Annotated in this window: 13 protein-coding genes; 7 read left to right on the plus strand and 6 right to left on the minus strand. The window is 71.1% G+C overall.

The window, feature by feature from the left end; translation table 11 throughout:
* Positions 1-4: 4 nt before the first annotated feature.
* From H4O13_12195 to H4O13_12205, 3 genes are all read right to left on the minus strand, one after another.
* Positions 5-1,324, minus strand: a complete 1,320-nt coding sequence (locus H4O13_12195; protein ID MBE5316147.1) for an ABC transporter permease — start codon at positions 1,322-1,324, stop codon at positions 5-7.
* Between the two features lie 10 nt (positions 1,325-1,334).
* On the minus strand, positions 1,335-2,036 hold the full coding sequence (locus tag H4O13_12200; GenBank protein ID MBE5316148.1) for an ABC transporter ATP-binding protein: 702 nt from the start codon (positions 2,034-2,036) through the stop codon (positions 1,335-1,337).
* Between the two features lie 196 nt (positions 2,037-2,232).
* Positions 2,233-3,501, minus strand: a complete 1,269-nt coding sequence (locus H4O13_12205; protein MBE5316149.1) for an efflux RND transporter periplasmic adaptor subunit — start codon at positions 3,499-3,501, stop codon at positions 2,233-2,235.
* Positions 3,502-3,696: 195 nt separating this feature from the next.
* On the opposite strand from H4O13_12205, the gene H4O13_12210 reads away from it, so the two are divergent.
* The 3 genes from H4O13_12210 (at position 3,697) to H4O13_12220 (ending at position 7,340) form a co-directional block, all read left to right on the plus strand.
* On the plus strand, positions 3,697-4,401 hold the full coding sequence (locus H4O13_12210) for a DUF1211 domain-containing protein (protein ID MBE5316150.1): 705 nt from the start codon (positions 3,697-3,699) through the stop codon (positions 4,399-4,401).
* Positions 4,398-4,973: a DUF1415 domain-containing protein gene (locus H4O13_12215; protein ID MBE5316151.1), complete on the plus strand. Its 576-nt coding sequence runs from the start codon at positions 4,398-4,400 to the stop codon at positions 4,971-4,973. The genes H4O13_12210 and H4O13_12215 overlap by 4 nt, the downstream gene beginning before the upstream one ends.
* Positions 4,974-5,051: 78 nt before the next feature.
* Positions 5,052-7,340, plus strand: coding sequence for a patatin-like phospholipase family protein (locus tag H4O13_12220; GenBank protein MBE5316152.1), 2,289 nt, complete (start codon positions 5,052-5,054; stop codon positions 7,338-7,340).
* Between the two features lie 97 nt (positions 7,341-7,437).
* Here the strand turns inward: H4O13_12220 and H4O13_12225 are convergent, their stop codons facing one another.
* The 3 genes from H4O13_12225 to H4O13_12235 all read right to left on the minus strand — a co-directional run bounded on the left by H4O13_12225 (position 7,438) and on the right by H4O13_12235 (position 10,119).
* Positions 7,438-9,093: a mechanosensitive ion channel gene (locus H4O13_12225; protein MBE5316153.1), complete on the minus strand. Its 1,656-nt coding sequence runs from the start codon at positions 9,091-9,093 to the stop codon at positions 7,438-7,440.
* 94 nt (positions 9,094-9,187) lie between these two features.
* Positions 9,188-9,640, minus strand: coding sequence for a TfoX/Sxy family protein (locus tag H4O13_12230; protein MBE5316154.1), 453 nt, complete (start codon positions 9,638-9,640; stop codon positions 9,188-9,190).
* Positions 9,637-10,119, minus strand: a complete 483-nt coding sequence (locus H4O13_12235) for a GAF domain-containing protein (protein MBE5316155.1) — start codon at positions 10,117-10,119, stop codon at positions 9,637-9,639. The genes H4O13_12230 and H4O13_12235 overlap by 4 nt, the downstream gene beginning before the upstream one ends.
* Before the next feature lie 97 nt (positions 10,120-10,216).
* Between H4O13_12235 and bioD the strand changes: the two genes are divergently transcribed.
* From bioD to H4O13_12255, 4 genes are all read left to right on the plus strand, one after another.
* Positions 10,217-10,897, plus strand: coding sequence for a dethiobiotin synthase (bioD, locus tag H4O13_12240; protein ID MBE5316156.1), 681 nt, complete (start codon positions 10,217-10,219; stop codon positions 10,895-10,897).
* On the plus strand, positions 10,894-11,475 hold the full coding sequence (locus H4O13_12245; protein MBE5316157.1) for a hypothetical protein: 582 nt from the start codon (positions 10,894-10,896) through the stop codon (positions 11,473-11,475). Before bioD ends, H4O13_12245 begins: the two co-directional genes overlap by 4 nt.
* The gene (locus H4O13_12250) at positions 11,472-14,294 is read left to right on the plus strand and encodes a protein kinase (GenBank protein ID MBE5316158.1); all 2,823 of its coding nucleotides are present in this window, start codon (positions 11,472-11,474) and stop codon (positions 14,292-14,294) included. Before H4O13_12245 ends, H4O13_12250 begins: the two co-directional genes overlap by 4 nt.
* A gap of 252 nt (positions 14,295-14,546) precedes the next feature.
* Positions 14,547-15,899 (plus strand): hypothetical protein, encoded by a 1,353-nt coding sequence (locus H4O13_12255; GenBank protein ID MBE5316159.1) that lies wholly within the window; start codon positions 14,547-14,549, stop codon positions 15,897-15,899.
* The last annotated feature ends 15 nt before the right edge of the window (positions 15,900-15,914 follow it).

A 15,914-nucleotide genomic window follows, 5' to 3' on the forward strand; every position in this document is an offset into this window, starting at 1 on the left:
GGCCTCACTGGGTCTTGAGCTGGATGGCAGGGGCGACCTGGCAGGCACGCCAGGTGGGCAGCAGGCCGGCGAGCACGGCGGCGCCGATCGCAGTGCCGACGGTGACCAGCAGCATCGTGGGGCTCATGTGCGCCACCGCGGCCACTTCGGATGATTGCTGCGCGAGCACCCACAGGCCGCCGAAGGTCAGGCCGAGGCCGATCAGGCCGCCGGCCGCACCGACCACGCTGGCCTGCACCAGGTACTGCTGGAACACCTGGCCGCGGGTGGCGCCCAGCGCACGGCGCACGCCGATCTCGCCGGCATGCGCGGTGAACTTGGCCAGCAGCAGGCCGACGGTGTTGACGATGCACACCAGCAGGAAGCCGGCGGCCAGCAGGGTCTGCAGCACAGTGTCGTCGCCGAGCACCTCCTGGTCGTCCATCAGCTCGATCACGTCGAGCAGCCGCGAGGTCTCGCCCACCGGCAGCCGGCCCAGTGCCTTCTGTGCGGCGACGTGGCCGCGCAGGCGCTCCAAGTAGGCGTCGCGGTCGCCGGCGTCGGCCAGCTCCACCCAGTACTGCATGAACACGCACTCGGAGTTCACGAAGGCCTCGAAGCCCGGCTCCGGGCCGTCACCGGAGCAGTTGACCCGGCCGTTCGGGCCCGCCTCGTTGGCGATCGCGTTGCGCAGCGGGATGAACACGTCGTCGGTTTCGCTGAAGCGGTTGTCGCCGCCGATCAGCCAGTAGTACTTGGGCATCGGCTGCCACGCGGCGAGCACGCCGGTGATCACGTACTCGCGCTCGAACATGCGCAGGCGGCGGCCGGTGGGATCTTCGTCGCCGAACAGGCGGCGGGCGAACGCGGCCGACAGCACCACCTCATTGGCGCCGCGGGCGTCGGCGTCCGCGCTCCACGCCCCGCCGTAGGCGAAGGGCGCCTCGAACATCGCGAAAAAGTCGGCGCCCACCGCCATGCCGCTGACCAGCTGATTGCCGAGATCGCCCTCCAGCTCGGCCACGCCGCCGACGGCATACATGGCCGAGCGGCGCAGACCGGCGGCCGCATCCGCGTCGAGCAGTTCGCGCAGGTCCAGCCAGCTCTGGTGCGGGGAGACGAAGCCGACCTCGCCGCCGTCCTCGGGCGTGGGCTGGTTGTTCACCTGCACCGCAATCAGGCGGTCGCTCTTGGACGGGATCGGATCGCCCGACATCGCGCGCAGCACGGTGAGTGTCGACATCGCGGTGGCCACGCCGACCGCCAGCGTCAGCACCATCAGGGCGGTCAGCACGGGGTTGCGGCGCAAGCCGCGCAAGCCCAGCTTCAAGTAGTAAGCGAACATGGGGCGCTCCTCAGGCCTGCACGGCGCGCAGGGCGACGTGGCCGTGGTCGAGATCGCTGACCTGGCCGTCGACGATGTGCACGTTGCGCTGCGCACGCGCGGCGAGTTCCGGGTCGTGGGTGACCATGACGATGGTCGTGCCCTCGGCATTGATCTGCTCCAGCAGCTCCATCACTCCGCGCGCCATCTGCGAGTCGAGGTTGCCGGTGGGCTCGTCCGCCAGCAGCAGGCGCGGCTGGCCGGCCAGCGCGCGGGCAATGGCCACACGCTGCTGCTGACCGCCCGAGAGTTCTGCCGGGTAGTGCTTCATGCGCGAGGCCAGCCCGACCTTGCCCAGCGCCTCCTCGATCCGGCGCTTGCGTTCGGCGGCGTTGAAGCCGCGGTAGCGCAAGGGCACATCGACGTTGTCGAACAGGTTGAGATCGGCGATCAGGTTGAAGCCCTGGAAGATGAAGCCGAGCTTCTGGTTGCGCAGTCGCGAACGGGCATCGTCGTCCAGGCCCTGCACGGCCACACCGTCGAGCAGGTACTCACCGCCGCTGAACTCCTCCAGCAGGCCGGCGATATTGAGGAAGGTGGTCTTGCCCGAGCCCGACGGCCCGGTCACCGCAACGAACTCACCCTCGCGCACCTCGATGTCGATACCGCGCAGGGCGTGGGTTTCGATCATGTGGGTGCGGTAGACCTTGCTGAGTTTGCGCATCGAGAGCATGGGGCGATCCTTCTGTGGTCGGCGCTGCGCGCCGGTGGTCCTGGAAGCTGGGATTCGGGATTGGGGATTCGTCAGAGCAGGTCGCGGCGGGACTTGAGCTGTTGGCGGTTTCGGATGTTCGGAGCGGGCCTGCGGAGTTCGCGAAGGGATGAGGACCGTCGGCCAACCCCGAATCCCCGATCCCCAAGCCCCGCTCTCACCTCACCACCACCCGCTCGGCATCGTCGAACAGGTCGGTGCCGGCAATGACGATGCGGTCGCCGGGGGCGGCGCCTTCGAGGATCTCGACCGCGCCGACGCTTTGCGCGCCGAGCCGGATCTCGCGGCGAACGGCGATGTCGCCCTCCATCACCCAGGCAAGGCGACCGCCCTGGGCTTCGACGAAGGGCCCGCGCGGCACGATCAGCACATCGGGCTTGGACTCGAACAGCAGGCGCGCCGACAGACGCTGGTTCTGGCGCAGGCCCTCGGGCTGGCCGCCTTCGAACTCGACGCGTACACGCACCCGGCTGGCGACGACCTCGGGCGAAACCGCGATCACCCGACCCGGCGCTTCGTTCTGCCCGAGACGGACAGACACCTGCAGGCCGAGGCCCACGTCGTCCGCATAGGCCTCGGGCACTTCGATCTCGGCCTGCAGGCGAGAGAGGTCGACCAGGGTGACCAGCGGCGTGTTGGCGGCAACCACGGCGCGGTCGATCACCGACACCGTGCCCACCTGGCCGTCGATCGGCGCACGCAGGTGCAAGGCATCGATGCGACGTTCAAGCTCCTGCACCGCCAGCCGCTGCCGCTGCAGGGCCTGCTCGCGGGTTGCGAGATCGAAGCCGACGCTGCGGCTTTCCAGATCGACGCCGCGCAGCGCGTGCTCGCGCACGATCTCCGCGCTCTTGACTGCATCCTGTGCGCGCAGCACTTCGATCTCGGCCAAGGCCCCCATGCGGTGAGCGCGCTCGGTGCGCTCAAGGTCACGACGGCGCGCGTTGAGCGCGATCTCGGCCTCGTCCAGCGTGCGCCGCGCCAGCTGGCGCTGCTTCTCGGCCTCGATCCGCTGACGACCGACTTCAGCGTCGAGGCTGGCCAGGGTGGCCTGCTCGCGGGACAGCTCGGACTTCAGCTCGGGCGAGTCGATCGCGAGCAGCACCTCGCCCGTCTTCACCGTCGCACCGGCCTGGATGCGCAGGCTGACCGTGCCGGCCGAGGGCGCGTACAGGGTCGGGCTGACCGCGGCGACCACGCGGCCATCGACCACCGCATCGCGAACCAGGGTGCCGCGCGTCACTTCGGCAATGCGCAGGCGTTCGGCATTGACGCCGCGCTCCGCCGACAGCCACCCGGAGAGGCCCCACAGTCCGAGCACCAGCGGCAGCGCGATCAGCGCGGCGCGGCGCGCAGCCGGGCGCTTCCACAGCGGCAGCGTGGCAGGTGCAAGCGCTCGGTCTTGGGCGGCGGTGTCGCGGATCATGCTCAGCCTCCTTGGCGGATGCTTAGCCCCAAGCAGACTGCGTGCCAAGTCTCAAGCATATGTTTTACATGGATTTTGTGAGGCGCAACGCCACGTCCGCACCGACCGCTCGGACGTCCGGGCGGACAGGCTGCCCGCAGGGCTCGGCCAGCGGACTGCTAAAGTCCGCGCCCGCCCGATGTGCGAGTTCGTCCCATGCCTCCCTTCAAGGAACGCGGCACCCAGGTGACCCGCGTCGAAGCCTTCGTCGATGCCGCCTTCGCGTTTGCCATCACCCTGATGGCGGTGGCTGGCGAATCGATACCGGACAGCGTCGAGTCGCTGAGCAATGCGATGAAAGGCATTCCGGCCTTTGCCCTCGCGTTCGCGCTGATCCTGCGGTTCTGGGCGTCGCACGCGGACTGGAGTCGCGCTTACGGGCTGGACGACGTCGGATCGGTGCGTTTGAGTCTGCTGCTGGTGATGCTGCTGCTGGTCTTTGTCTACCCGGTGCGGATGGTGTTCGCCGCCCTGTGCAACTCGCTCAGCGGTGGCTGGCTGCCCGCCGGCTTCACCATCACCGAGCTGTCGGATCTGCCGGTGCTGTTCATCACCTTCGCGGTGGCGTTCGGCTCGATGGGGGCCGTGATGTGGGCCCTGTATCTGCGCGCCTGGCGGTTCCGCGAGCGGCTTGATCTCGATGCCCGCGAGCGCCTGTGGACGCGCCTCTGCCTGTGGAACTGGGGCCTGGTGCCGGTGGTGGCGATGGTGTCGATCACCTTGGCGCTGACGATTCCCGCCACGCGCGAATCGGGCTGGCTGCTGGGCCTGCCGGGCTTCGTGTTCTTCGTGCTGCACTTGAGCGAACTTTTCCTGCGACGCCGGCTGGGCAAACAGCTGAAGGCGCTGGAGGCCCCATGAGCGCGGTGAACCCGCACCGCCGTGCGCAAACACCCGGCGACCCTGCACTGGCGCGGTGTCAGGCCTGGCTGGAGCGCGCGGTGATCGGTCTGAACCTCTGCCCGTACGCGCGCGCGCCGCATGTCGGCGGACGCATCCGCTGGGTGCTGAGCGAGGCCGCCAACAGCGATGCACTCGTCGAAGAGCTGCTGCGCGAGCTGGAGCACCTGCGCCAGCACGACACCGCCGAGGTCGAGACCACCCTGCTGGTCGTTCCCCATCTGCTCGCCGATTTCGACGACTACCTCGACCTGCTGCACGCCGCCGAGGCGCTGATCCAGGCGCTCGGCTATGCCGGCGAATTCCAGCTGGCCAGCTTCCACCCCGACTACCGCTTCGAAGGTGCAGCAGTCGACGCGATCGAGAACTGCAGCAACCGCTCGCCGCTGCCGATGCTGCATGTGCTGCGCGAAGACAGCATCAGCCGCATCGTCGATGCCGGTGCCGATGTTGAGGCGATCCCCGAGCGCAACCAGCAGCGCCTGCGCGAACTGGGGCACGAGGGCTGGCGCAGGCTGCTCGACGCGCTCTGACAGCCGACGCCGCGGGCGCCCTACTCGGCTGCCAGCCCCTGCGGCATGCTGCGCGCCAGCTCCGAGTGGATCCGCCCCATGCATCGCCTGTCATCGCCCGATCTGCGACGCAGCCTGTCGCGCCTGCTGCTCGCCCTGCTGCTGATGTTGGCCCTGCCTGCCTTCGCCGCGGACGCATCCGCAGGCCCGGGCGAGACCGCGGACGCTGCAGGCACGCGCGACCTCGCTCCGCGTCCGCGCGTCGGCCTGGTGCTGGGCGGCGGCGGTGCGCGCGGCGCCGCCCACATCGGCGTGCTGCAGGTGCTGGAGGAACACCGCATTCCGGTCGACAGCGTGGCGGGCACCAGCATGGGCGCCCTGGTCGGCGGCATGTACGCGACGGGGCTGTCGCCCACCGAGATGGAAGCGATCATGCGCGCCATCGACTGGGGCCGGCTGTTTCGCGACAGCGCCGACCGCGCCGAGCGGCCGATGCGGCGCAAGCGCGACGACATCGCCAACCTCGGCGGCGCCGAGCTCGGCTTCCGCGACGGCAGGCTCGCGCTGCCGCGCGGCGCCCTGCAGGGCCATCGCCTGCTGCTGTGGCTGCGCCGGCAGACCATGGGCGTGGCGGGCATCGACGACTTCAGCCGGCTGCCCCTGCCCTTCGCTGCAGTCGCCACCGACATCGTCAACGGCGAGCGCGTGGTGATGCGCGGCGGCGATCTTGCGCTGGCGATGCGCGCGAGCATGGCTGTGCCCGGTGTGTTCGCCCCGATCCGCGTCGATGATCGGCTGATGGTAGACGGCGGCATCGTCGAGAACGTGCCGGTGCGGGTGGCCCGCGAGCAGGGCGCCGAGCGCCTGATCGTGGTCGACGTCGGCGCGCCGCTGCTGAAGGAGGAACAGCTCGGCTCGCCGCTGTCGGTGACCGTGCAGATGATCTCGGTGCTGATGAAGCAGGAGACCGACCGCGTGCTGGCCGAGCTGGATCCGGACGACGTGCTGATCCGCCCGGCGCTGGGCGAGTTCTCTTCGGCCGACTTCGAGAACAGCCTGTCGACCATCGCCATCGGCCGCGCCGCCGCCGAAGCCGCCCTGCCGGCCCTGCTGCCGCTGGCGCTGGACGAAGCGGCCTGGGCCGAGCATCTGGCCGCGCGCCGCGTCAGTGCGCGCGAGGCGCCGCAGGTCGCGCGCTTCGAAGTCAGCGAGGAGCGCTCGCGCTCAGCCCTGCGCCTGCAGAAGCTGCTCGGCGACATCGCGCCCGGCGCGCTCGATCTGGATCAGCTGGAGGCGCGACTCGACGAAGCCATGGCCGGCGGCGACTACGAGCGCATCAACTACCGCCTGCGTCGCGAGGCCGATGCCGCCGTGATCGAGGTGCAGCCGGTCGACAAGGGCTGGGGCCCGGGCTATGTGCAGTTCGGCTTCGCGCTGGGGGACGACTTCAGCGGCGGCAGCAGCTACCAGGCCAGCGCCGATCTGCGCCTCACGGGCCTCGACGAGCGCGGCCGCGAATGGCGCTCGCGGGTCAACCTCGGCCGCCGCTCCGGCGTGTACAGCGAGATCCACCAGCCCTTCGGCGGCGACGGCCGCTACTACCTGCAGGCCTTCGGGCTGTACGAGGCCACCCGCCAGCCCGCGGAACTGCTCGGGGTGAAGATCGCCGAGTTCAACCGCCGCGAGCTGCGCGCCGGCGGCGAGATCGGGCTCTACCCTGATGCGCGCTGGCAGCTCTCGGCCGGCATGCAGCACGCGCGCCGGCAGCTGCGTCGCGACATCGGTTCACCCGACATCCAGCGCAACACCAACACCACGCTGGGTGCGCTGGTGCTGGCGGCCACCTTCGACAGCCTCGACGACGTCGGCTTTCCGACCCGCGGCGCCCGGCTCGACGTCGCCACCGAGCTGTATCGGCCGGGCATCGGCTCCGACGACCGCGCCGACGTGCTGCGCCTGCGCGCCGATCTGCCGATCGCGCTGCGCCCGGTGACGGTGCTGCTCGGTCTGCGCGCCGACTGGGCGCTGGCCGGGGTCGACAGCGACGAGGCGCTGAATTTTCTGGGCGGCTTCGGCCAGCTCTCGGGCCTTGCCGACAGCGAGCGCATCGGCTCGCGGGCCTTCGTCGCGCGCAGCCTGTTCTATCGCCGCATCAACGATCTTGGGCTCGCCACCCTGCCCTTGTACGTGGGCGGCAGCCTGGAGGCGGGACAGAACTGGCTGCCCTTCGAACGCCCCTCGACCGGCAGCCTCGATTACGCCGCGAGCGTCTTGTTCGGCGTCGACTCGCCGCTGGGGCCCGTCTACCTCGGCTACGGCCGCTTGAGCTCCGGCGACTCGGCCGCCTTCCTGCGGGTCGGCGGGGTGATCGAGGACCTGCGGCGCTGAGAGCCTGTGAACACCCTCCGCCGACGGCGGCCGCCTCCGGCCGCGCCTGGCGGCAGGGCGTCCGAATGTCTTCGCAGGCTCTGGGTTGTCGCGGGGCCTACGGACCTGAGGCGTCGACGACAGGCCCGCGCCACTGCGCGCGCGGCACCCATTTGGCCTCGGCGGGGTCACCCACGTAGTGCGGCGACATGATCTGCACGCCATGGGCGTTGAAGGCATCGAGAATGGCCGCGTGCAGCTGGCTCAACACCTGCGCGCGCGGCAGCGCGCTGCTGCCGTCGAGCTCGGCGACGAGGCGGTACTCGACGTAGAAATCCGACAGCGCGGTCTGGATGACATAGGGCGCCGGCGTGCGCAGCAGCGCGGGCACCTCGGCGGCCGCCGACTGCAGCAGGGCATGCACCTGCCGCCAGGGGGTGTCGTAGCCGATGGTGACGCCGGTTTCCAGCACCGAGCCGCCGGCGCTGGCCGCATGTCGCGAGAGATTGCGCGTGACCTGGCCGATCACCAGCGAATTCGGCAAGGCGATCTCCTCGCCCTTGCCGTTCTTGAGCCGGGTCAGGCACAGGCCGATTTCGGTGACCGTGCCCTCGTGCTCCTGGATGCGCACGTATTCGCCCACCCGCAGGGCGCGGGTGAACACCAGGATCAGGCCTGCGGCAATCTGCCCAACCAGGCCGGAGGCGCCGATCGACACCATCAGGCCGAGCAGGACCGACAGGCCCTTGAAGGCTTCGGTCTGTGAGCCCGGCAGATAGGGATAGGCCATCGCCAGGGCGAACAGCCAGATGCCGAGGTTGATCAGCCCGCGGGTGGCCGGCGCGGTGTGCGCATCGAGGGCGCCGAGCTGCACACTGCCCTCGTTGATGCGGTCGAACAGGCTGCGCGTCACCTGGGTCAGCAGGCGCGCCAGCAGAAAGATCATCAACGCCACGAACAGCCCCGGCAGCGCCGCAGCGCTGGCCGCCATGGCCTGGCCCAGCGAGCCCAGCAGCGAGTCGACCAGACGCTCGGCGGCCGGGCGGGTCAGCGCGAACAGGCCCAGCGCATAGGCCAGAAACGCGACGAGCACGGCCAGCGCGAGCAGCCAGACCAGCACCACGCTGACCCGCACCGCGAGCGTCACCAGCAGGCTCTGCAGATGTGGCCGCACTGCACCCGGCAGCAGCTGCTGCATTTGCTGGGACAGGCGCGCGCTGAGTCGCCTCTGCAGCACGCGCGACAGCTTCAGCAGCACGGCCAGCGCCAGCATGAGCAGCAGCAGGGCGGCCGCCAGCTTGCCCAGGGCCAGCAGGTTCAGGCGCGGATCGCGGTGCTCGCGATGTTCGGCCGCGATCTGCTGCAGTACCCGCGCCGAGCGATTGGCCAGGGCGTGCGCGGTCTCGCCGCGCTCGCTGCGCGCATCGCCGGGCAGCACCACGAAAAGGTTGGCATCATCGAGCTGGACCGCCACGCCCTCGGCCAGCGGCAGCACCGAGGTCCAGCCGGCGCCGCCTTTTTCCAGGGCTTCGCGAACATGCCGCTCGGCAAGCTCCGCGCGCTCTTCGGCCGACAGCGCCCCCAGCGGCGCGCGGAAGACGTGCAGCGGGCGCCCGCCCACCACCAGCTCAACGCCGTCCTCCACTGCGGGCGCGGGCTCGGCGCCCGCCGTCGCCCCGACCGACAGCGCGACCAGCGCGAGCAGCCCCTGCAGGAACACCCCCACCGCCGGCCCCGGCCTCAGCCGGCGCCACAGCCTTCGCAGACTCGACATGCGACCCCCACGGCGCTCCCCGCGCCCGCGCGGTCCAGTATGCCCGGGGAGGCGCTTCGAAAAGGCTTCGCGTGTGGGTGCCTGAGCGTCGCGCTCAGTCGCTGCCGTGGCTGCCGTCGTGGCCGCCGCTGTCATGGCCGCCGCTGTCGCCGCCCTCGCTGCCGCCGTAAGGGTCATCGAAGCCAAAGCTCAGCTCGGGCCCGCGTTCGTCCTCACCGCTGTCGCGCTGCATGGCCGGGCCTTCGCTGTAGGTCACCGGGCCACCGGGCCGCTTTTTCTTGGGGTCGGGCAGCAGAGCGCTCAGCTGCTCGACCTCGGCGGCCATCTGCTGACGGCGCTCCTCCGGCACCTGCTGCCAGTGGCAGCCCAGCAGCGCGCCTTCGAGCGAATACAGCAGGTTCAAGCTGGGCTTGAAGCCGGCGCGCTTGACCTTCATGAAGGCGCCCACCGCGCCCGCCGCGACCAGATCCTCGGGCGTGCGGATGCCGACCTGGCGCAGCCAGGCGGCCGACTTGGGACCGACGTTGCGCAGGCGATCACCGCTCATCGCAGCGACTCCACGAAGACCTCGGCCAAGGCTTCCAGGCCGCGCACGTCGTCAGCGTCGAAGCGCGCCAGCACCGGGCTGTCGATGTCGAACACACCAACCAGCTGGTCGCCCTGGAACATCGGCACCACCACCTCGGAGCGCGAGGCCGAGTCGCAGGGGATATGGCCGGGGAAGGCGTCGACGTCGTCGACGCGCTGGGTGCGGCCAGTGGCAGCGGCCGTGCCGCAGACACCGCGCCCGAGGGCGATGCGGACGCAGGCCGGCTTGCCCTGGAAGGGGCCGACCACCAGCTCCTTGCCGTCGTAGAAGTAGAAGCCCAGCCAGTTCAGATCGGGCAGCGCATGGAAGGCCAGCGCCGACAGGTTGGCGGCATTGGCCACGCGGTCGTGCTCTCCGGCCAGGAGGGCCCGGGCCTGCTCGACCAGAGCGGCGTACTGTTCCGGCTTGGAACCGGTCAGGGCGGCGGCTTCGAACATGCGGGAGATCCTCGTCTGTGGATGCGGCGCGCAAGTCTAGCAGCGCACGCCGCGGCGCTAGACTTGGCGCCTTCTTCGTCCCCCGCGGAGCTTCTGCATGCACTTCAGCTGTTTCGTCACCGGCACCGACACCGGCGCGGGCAAGACCCACGCCAGCTGCGCGCTGCTGCACGCCATCCGCCGCCTCGGCCGGCGCGCGGTGGGCATGAAGCCGGTCGCCTCGGGCGCCCGCGAGAACCGCCACGGCTGGGTCAACCAGGACGCCCTGGACCTGATGGGCGCCAGCAGCTTCCAGGCCGACTACGCGCGGGTCAATCCGGTCTGCCTGAAGGCCGCCACCGCGCCCGAGATCGCGTGCCAGATGGAGGGCGTCCAGTTCGGTCTGCCCCAGCTGATCACCGCCTACGAGCAGCTGCACGCCGAAGCCGATGTGGTGGTGGAGGGCGTCGGCGGCTGGTGTGCGCCGCTCAACCACGAGCTGATGCAGGCCGACCTGGTGCGGGCGCTCGACCTGCCGGTGGTGCTGGTGGTCGGCCTGCGTCTGGGCTGCATCAACCACGCCCTGCTGACCCTGGCGGCCCTGCAGGCCGACGGCATGCGCGTGGCCGGCTGGATCTGCAACGTGATCGACCCGGAGCTCGAGTTCGCCGAGCACTACTTCGAAGCCCTGCATCGGCGCATCCCGGTGCCCTGCCTCGGCCGACTCGCCTGGCAGGCGCCGGCCAGCCTCGCCGACCTCGACCTCGGCCCGCTCGGGCTCATGGCCGGCGACGCGTGAGCACGGCGCCGGGCCAGAGTTCAGAAGACGGGCCGGCGCTGACCGCCCTGATCAACGCCGCGCGCGCTGGCGATGCGCAGGCCGGCGAGCGCGCGCTGGCGGCGACCTATGCGCAGCTGCGCGCACTGGCGCAGCGCGTGCGCAGCGGCGCAGTGTCGGAGCTCAGCCCCACCGAGCTGCTGCACGAGGCCTGGTTCAAGCTGTTTCCACAGGGGGCTGCGCCCGCGCTCGACAGCCGCGCCCACTTTCTCAATCTGGCCGCCCGCGCCATGCGCCAGGTGCTGGTGGACCTGGCCCGCGAACGCAGCGCGCAGAAGCGCGGCGGCGACTGGATCGCGGTCACCCTGGGCACCGCCCTGCCCGCCGCCGATGCCCCCGACCTGCTGGCGATCGACTTCGCCCTGCAGAAGCTCGAACGCCGCGACCCCACGCTGGTGCGCATCGTCGAAGCCTACTTCTTCGCTGGCTTGAGCTTCGAGGAGACCGGCGAAGCGCTCGGCAGCAGCGAGCGCAGCGTGCGTCGCGGCTGGGATCTGGCCCGCGCCTTTCTGCTGGCTGAGCTCGACGAGGGCGCATGAACGACGCGGCCAGTGATCCCGACTGGGCAGCGCTGGCGGCGCTGTTCGCGCGTCTCGCCGACCTGCCCGCGGCCGAGCAGGCGCAGGCGCTGGCCGCTCTCGAGAATGCGCCCGACAGCGCGCGCCTGCTGCCGCGTCTGCGCAGCCTGCTGGACGCGCATGCGCGCAGCGACCCGGGTCTTGCCCAGGGCGCTGCAGCCCAGGCCCTGGGTGCCGTCGATGCCGTCGCTACGGCGCGCCGTGGCGACACGCTCGGTCCGTGGACCCTGCTGCAGCCGCTCGGCGAAGGCGGTATGGGCGAGGTGTGGCTGGCCGAACGCGAGGTCGAGGGTGTGCGCCAGCGCGCGGCCCTGAAGCGCATCCGCAGCGGCCTCGGGCCGGAACTGACCGCGCGTTTCCTACGCGAGCGCCGGATCCTGGCGCGCCTGCGGCATCCGCACATCGCCGCCTTCATCGACGCCGGCGTCGAGGCCAGCGGCACGCCGTGGATGGCGATGGAGTACGTCGAGGGCGAGCGCCTGCACGACTACTGCAGGCGCCAGCAGCTCGATCCGCGCAGCCGCGTGGGGCTGATCGTGCAGGTGCTGGACGCCCTCGACCACGCACACCGTCAGCTGGTCGTACACCGCGATCTGAAGCCCGGCAACGTCATGGTCGATGGTGACGGCCGCATCAAGCTGCTCGACTTCGGCATCGCCCGCCTGCTTGACGACAGCGAACTGGACGCGGGACTGACCCGTACCCGCGCGCCGGCGCCACTGACCCCGCGCTACGCCGCGCCCGAACAGCTGGCCGGCGAGCCGGCAGGCATCGCCGCCGATCTGTACTCCGCGGGTCTGCTGCTGTTTGAACTGCTCTGCGGTCGCTCGCCCTTCGGCGAGGCTGCGGCATCGGTGGCCGCACGCGAGTCGCCCGAGTCGCTGTGGCGCGCCTTCGGGCGCGCCGAGGGCGCGGCGGGCTATGCCATCCATCAAGGCGCAGTGCGCCGGCAGCTGCGCGGCGACCTGCAGCAGATCCTGAGCCGAGCCCTGCAGACACAGCCCGGCGCCCGCTATCCCAGCGCCGCGGCCCTTGCCGAGGACCTGCGCGCCTGGTGCGAACAGCGCCCGCTGCGCAGCCGTCCCACGCCCTGGCCGCAGCGCCTCGGCAAGTGGATGCGCCGTCAGCCGCTGGCCAGCGCCAGCCTCGCCATCGCCGTGCTGGCGGTGGCCGCCGGCGTCGGCAGCAGCCTCTGGCAGGCCCAGCGCGCGGCCGAGCGCGCGGCCCAGGCCGAGGCGGCTCGACGCTTCCTCGGCGACGTGTTCAGCGCCGCCGACCCGCTGCTGCAGGATGCGGAGCCGCCCACCCTGGCCGCGGTGCTGGCGCGTGGCGCCGAGCGCCTGCGCGCCGACGCCGAACTCGACCCGCGCTCGCGCCTGATGCTGCTGCAGGATCTGGCCCGCGCCCATCTCGGCCTGGACCAGATCGAGGAGGCGCGGCGTCTGCTGGACGAAGCCGGGACGCTCGCCGCCACGGTCAGGTTAGGCACCGCCGAGACGCGCAGCCTGCAGCTCGATCGGGCGGCCTTGGCGCTGGCCTCGGACCGTCTCGATGAGGGGCTCCAAGCACTGAGCGTCCTGCCGCTGCCATCCGTCGACGCCGCGCCCGACGCAGTCGACCTGCGCGAAATCGAGCTGCGCAGCCAGCAGCTGCTGGCCGGGTCGAAGTCGCAGGACGCCCTCCAACTGCTGGCGCCCTACCTGCAGGCTGCCGCCTGGGGCGAGCCGGCGACGCGCGCCGAGCTGCTGGCGTTCGCGGCGCGCGCGCAGATGCAGGCCGGACGCCCCCGCGACGCCGTGGCCGCGGTCGAACAGGCGCTGGGCCAGCTCGACGCACGGGCGCCGCTGGGCCTGCGCCTGCAGCTCTACGAGACCGAGGTCGAGGCGCTGCGCGGCCTGCTCGAAACCCCGCGCGCGCTGGCCCGCCAGCGCGAGGTGATCGCATTGGTCGAAGCGCGCCTCGGCCCGGCGCATGCGCGCAGCCAGTGGGCGCGGATGATGCTCTGCGGGCTGCTGATCGGCGCCGGCGCACTGGGTGAGGCCGACGCCGAGTACGCAGCGCTGTGGCAGACGCTGGGCGCACTGAACGACCGCGATTCGCTGCGCGGCGAAGCCCTGTTCGGCTGGGGCATGGTCAGCTTCCGCCGCGGCGAATTCGTCCTTGCACGCCAGCGTTTCGGCGAATCGCGGCTGCTCTTCGAGCGCGCTTTCGGTGCTGACTCGCACAAGACCCGCAACGCGCTTGAAGCTGAAGCCATGGCCCAGGTCGAAGTCGGTGAGGTCGAGGCCGGGCTGGCTGCGCTGCAATCGCTGGTCGCGCAAAGCCGCGCCCTGAATGACCCGGCGCGGCTGTCGGCGCAGCTCAATTCGCTGGCGCTGGCGCAGGTCGCTGCGCAGCAAGCATCCCAGGCCCTGCCGCTGATCGACGAGAGCCTTGCGCTGGCGGCCGAGTTGGGTCAGGCCACGGCGTGGACGCGGGTGATCCAGGCGCGCGCGCTGCGGCTCGCCGCTCGCGTCGACGAGGCCATCGAGGTCGCCGACGTGGTGGTCAGCGAGTACCGCGACAGCATCTCGCCAAACGGCGGCCCGCGGCGTGCGGAAGCCGAACGCGAACTGGCGCTGGCCCTGCTCGCGCAGGCCGAGCCGCCGCGCGCGCGGGCAATCGAGCTGCTCGAAAGCGTGCTTGCACAGCGACGCGCCAGCTTGGGCGACGACAGCCCGCTGACCCGCGCCAGCGAGGAAGAATTGGCCCTGGCCACCGCGGCGGACCGCAGGCCATAGGGTGGGTCTCGACCCACCGTGGCCTCGACCCTCGCCCCGGTCACGATTCAACGCCCGCCACAAAACACGCCGTCCCGCGCCCCGAATGCCCCACGTTGGGCCTCGCTACGCTCGGCGCCAACCTACGGCTGCCGACGCCTCCACGCGTCGATCCCATGGGGTGGGTCTCGACCCACCGTGGCGACGCAAGGCCCGCGCCGGATCCGTCGCGCGTTCTGCGTATCCCCGGGCAGACACCCACGGAGCCTGCCGATGTTCACCTGCCTCATGCCCCTGTTTCGATCCGCCTGCGCCCTGCTGATGCTGGCCGCCCTGCCCGCGGCCGCCCAGGTCAGCCTGGACGCGAGCTTCGACGGCGACGGCCGGCGGACCGTGTCCTTTGATCTGGACAGCGCGGCCGTGGACCGCGCGCGCCGGATCTTCCCCACCGCGGGCGGCTATCTGGTGGTCGGTCAAGCCAGCAACAGTCCGGGACTCGCCCTGGCCCTGACCCGCCTTAACCTGTCCGGCCAGCTCGACCTGTCGTTCGGCACCAACGGCAAGCGCAGCTACGCCGTGGACGCGCCCGCGATCATCGATGCGGTGCAGGACAGCCAGGGGCGCGTGATCTTTGCCGGCAACGCGGCGGTCTCCGGCGGCAGCGATGTACTCGTGGGCCGCGTGCTTCCCAACGGTGAGGTCGACGCCAGCTTCGGCGTTCTCGGCGTCGCCCGCATCCATCTGAATACCGAAGACGATGTGCTGGCACTGGCCGTCGGTCCCCAGGATCAGGTCCTGGCCCTGGTGCGCGCACGCCCCGGCCCGAGCTTCGGCTGGACCACGTACGCAACGGCCATGGATGCCAATGCACAGAACCCGGGCTCGGTTCTGCTCGGCGCCTCGCCCCTGCTGGAAGCCGGCGCGGCGGCGTGGTCGAACGGGCGCAATGCCCTGCTGGTCGGACTGCCCGTTTCCGGCCCGCAGAACTGCATTCTCGGTGTCTACAGCGTCAGCTTGGGACAGGGCCCAGGTGGCCTCACCCTGGATGCCGACCCGCTGGGCAGCACCACGCTGACGGGCACCACCAGCGGCTGTACCCAGGTGACGGTCACCGCCATCGCTGCGACGCCCGGCAGCGGCGGGGCGCTGCTGACAGCGCATCGGGTCAACCCGAATGGACCCACCGGCAACGAGCGCCAAGTGGGCCTTCTGATGCGGCTCGCCGGCAGCGGGTCGGTGGACTTCCTGCGCACCGAGTTCGCGCCCTTCCCGGCCGACGATCTGCGCCTCCAGGCGGTGGGCGTGGACGCCGCGGGCCGGCTGCTGGTCGCCGGCGACATCACCAACAGCGCCGGGCCCAGCAGCCGCTTCGGTCTGTTCCGCTATCTGGCGAACGGCTCGCCGGACACCGCCTTCAACGGCGGCAGCGCGTTCATCAGCACCAGCTTCAACGCGTCCAACGGCCTCGATTCACCGCAGGCAACGGTGCGCGATCTGCGCGTGCTCGGCCCGCGCATCCTGCTGGCCGGCCGCAGCCGCTGGACCGGCAACACCGACGATGATTTCGCGATCGCGGCCTTCACCACGCCTGACGCCCCGCTGTTCCGCGATGGCTTCGAGCCCTGACTGCGCCAGGCGATC

This window comes from Lysobacterales bacterium, from assembly GCA_014946745.1.
Classification (GTDB): domain Bacteria; phylum Pseudomonadota; class Gammaproteobacteria; order Xanthomonadales; family Xanthomonadaceae; genus Aquimonas.

Coding starts and splice junctions, on each gene's coding strand:
- H4O13_12220 (MBE5316152.1), top strand. CDS start 5,052: ATGCATCGCCTGTCATCGCCCGATCTGCGACGCAGCCTGTCGCGCCTG.
- H4O13_12210 (MBE5316150.1), top strand. CDS start 3,697: ATGCCTCCCTTCAAGGAACGCGGCACCCAGGTGACCCGCGTCGAAGCC.
- H4O13_12205 (MBE5316149.1), bottom strand. CDS start 3,501: ATGATCCGCGACACCGCCGCCCAAGACCGAGCGCTTGCACCTGCCACG.
- H4O13_12200 (MBE5316148.1), bottom strand. CDS start 2,036: ATGCTCTCGATGCGCAAACTCAGCAAGGTCTACCGCACCCACATGATC.
- H4O13_12235 (MBE5316155.1), bottom strand. CDS start 10,119: ATGTTCGAAGCCGCCGCCCTGACCGGTTCCAAGCCGGAACAGTACGCC.
- bioD (MBE5316156.1), top strand. CDS start 10,217: ATGCACTTCAGCTGTTTCGTCACCGGCACCGACACCGGCGCGGGCAAG.
- H4O13_12250 (MBE5316158.1), top strand. CDS start 11,472: ATGAACGACGCGGCCAGTGATCCCGACTGGGCAGCGCTGGCGGCGCTG.
- H4O13_12195 (MBE5316147.1), bottom strand. CDS start 1,324: ATGTTCGCTTACTACTTGAAGCTGGGCTTGCGCGGCTTGCGCCGCAAC.
- H4O13_12225 (MBE5316153.1), bottom strand. CDS start 9,093: ATGTCGAGTCTGCGAAGGCTGTGGCGCCGGCTGAGGCCGGGGCCGGCG.
- H4O13_12230 (MBE5316154.1), bottom strand. CDS start 9,640: ATGAGCGGTGATCGCCTGCGCAACGTCGGTCCCAAGTCGGCCGCCTGG.
- H4O13_12255 (MBE5316159.1), top strand. CDS start 14,547: ATGTTCACCTGCCTCATGCCCCTGTTTCGATCCGCCTGCGCCCTGCTG.
- H4O13_12215 (MBE5316151.1), top strand. CDS start 4,398: ATGAGCGCGGTGAACCCGCACCGCCGTGCGCAAACACCCGGCGACCCT.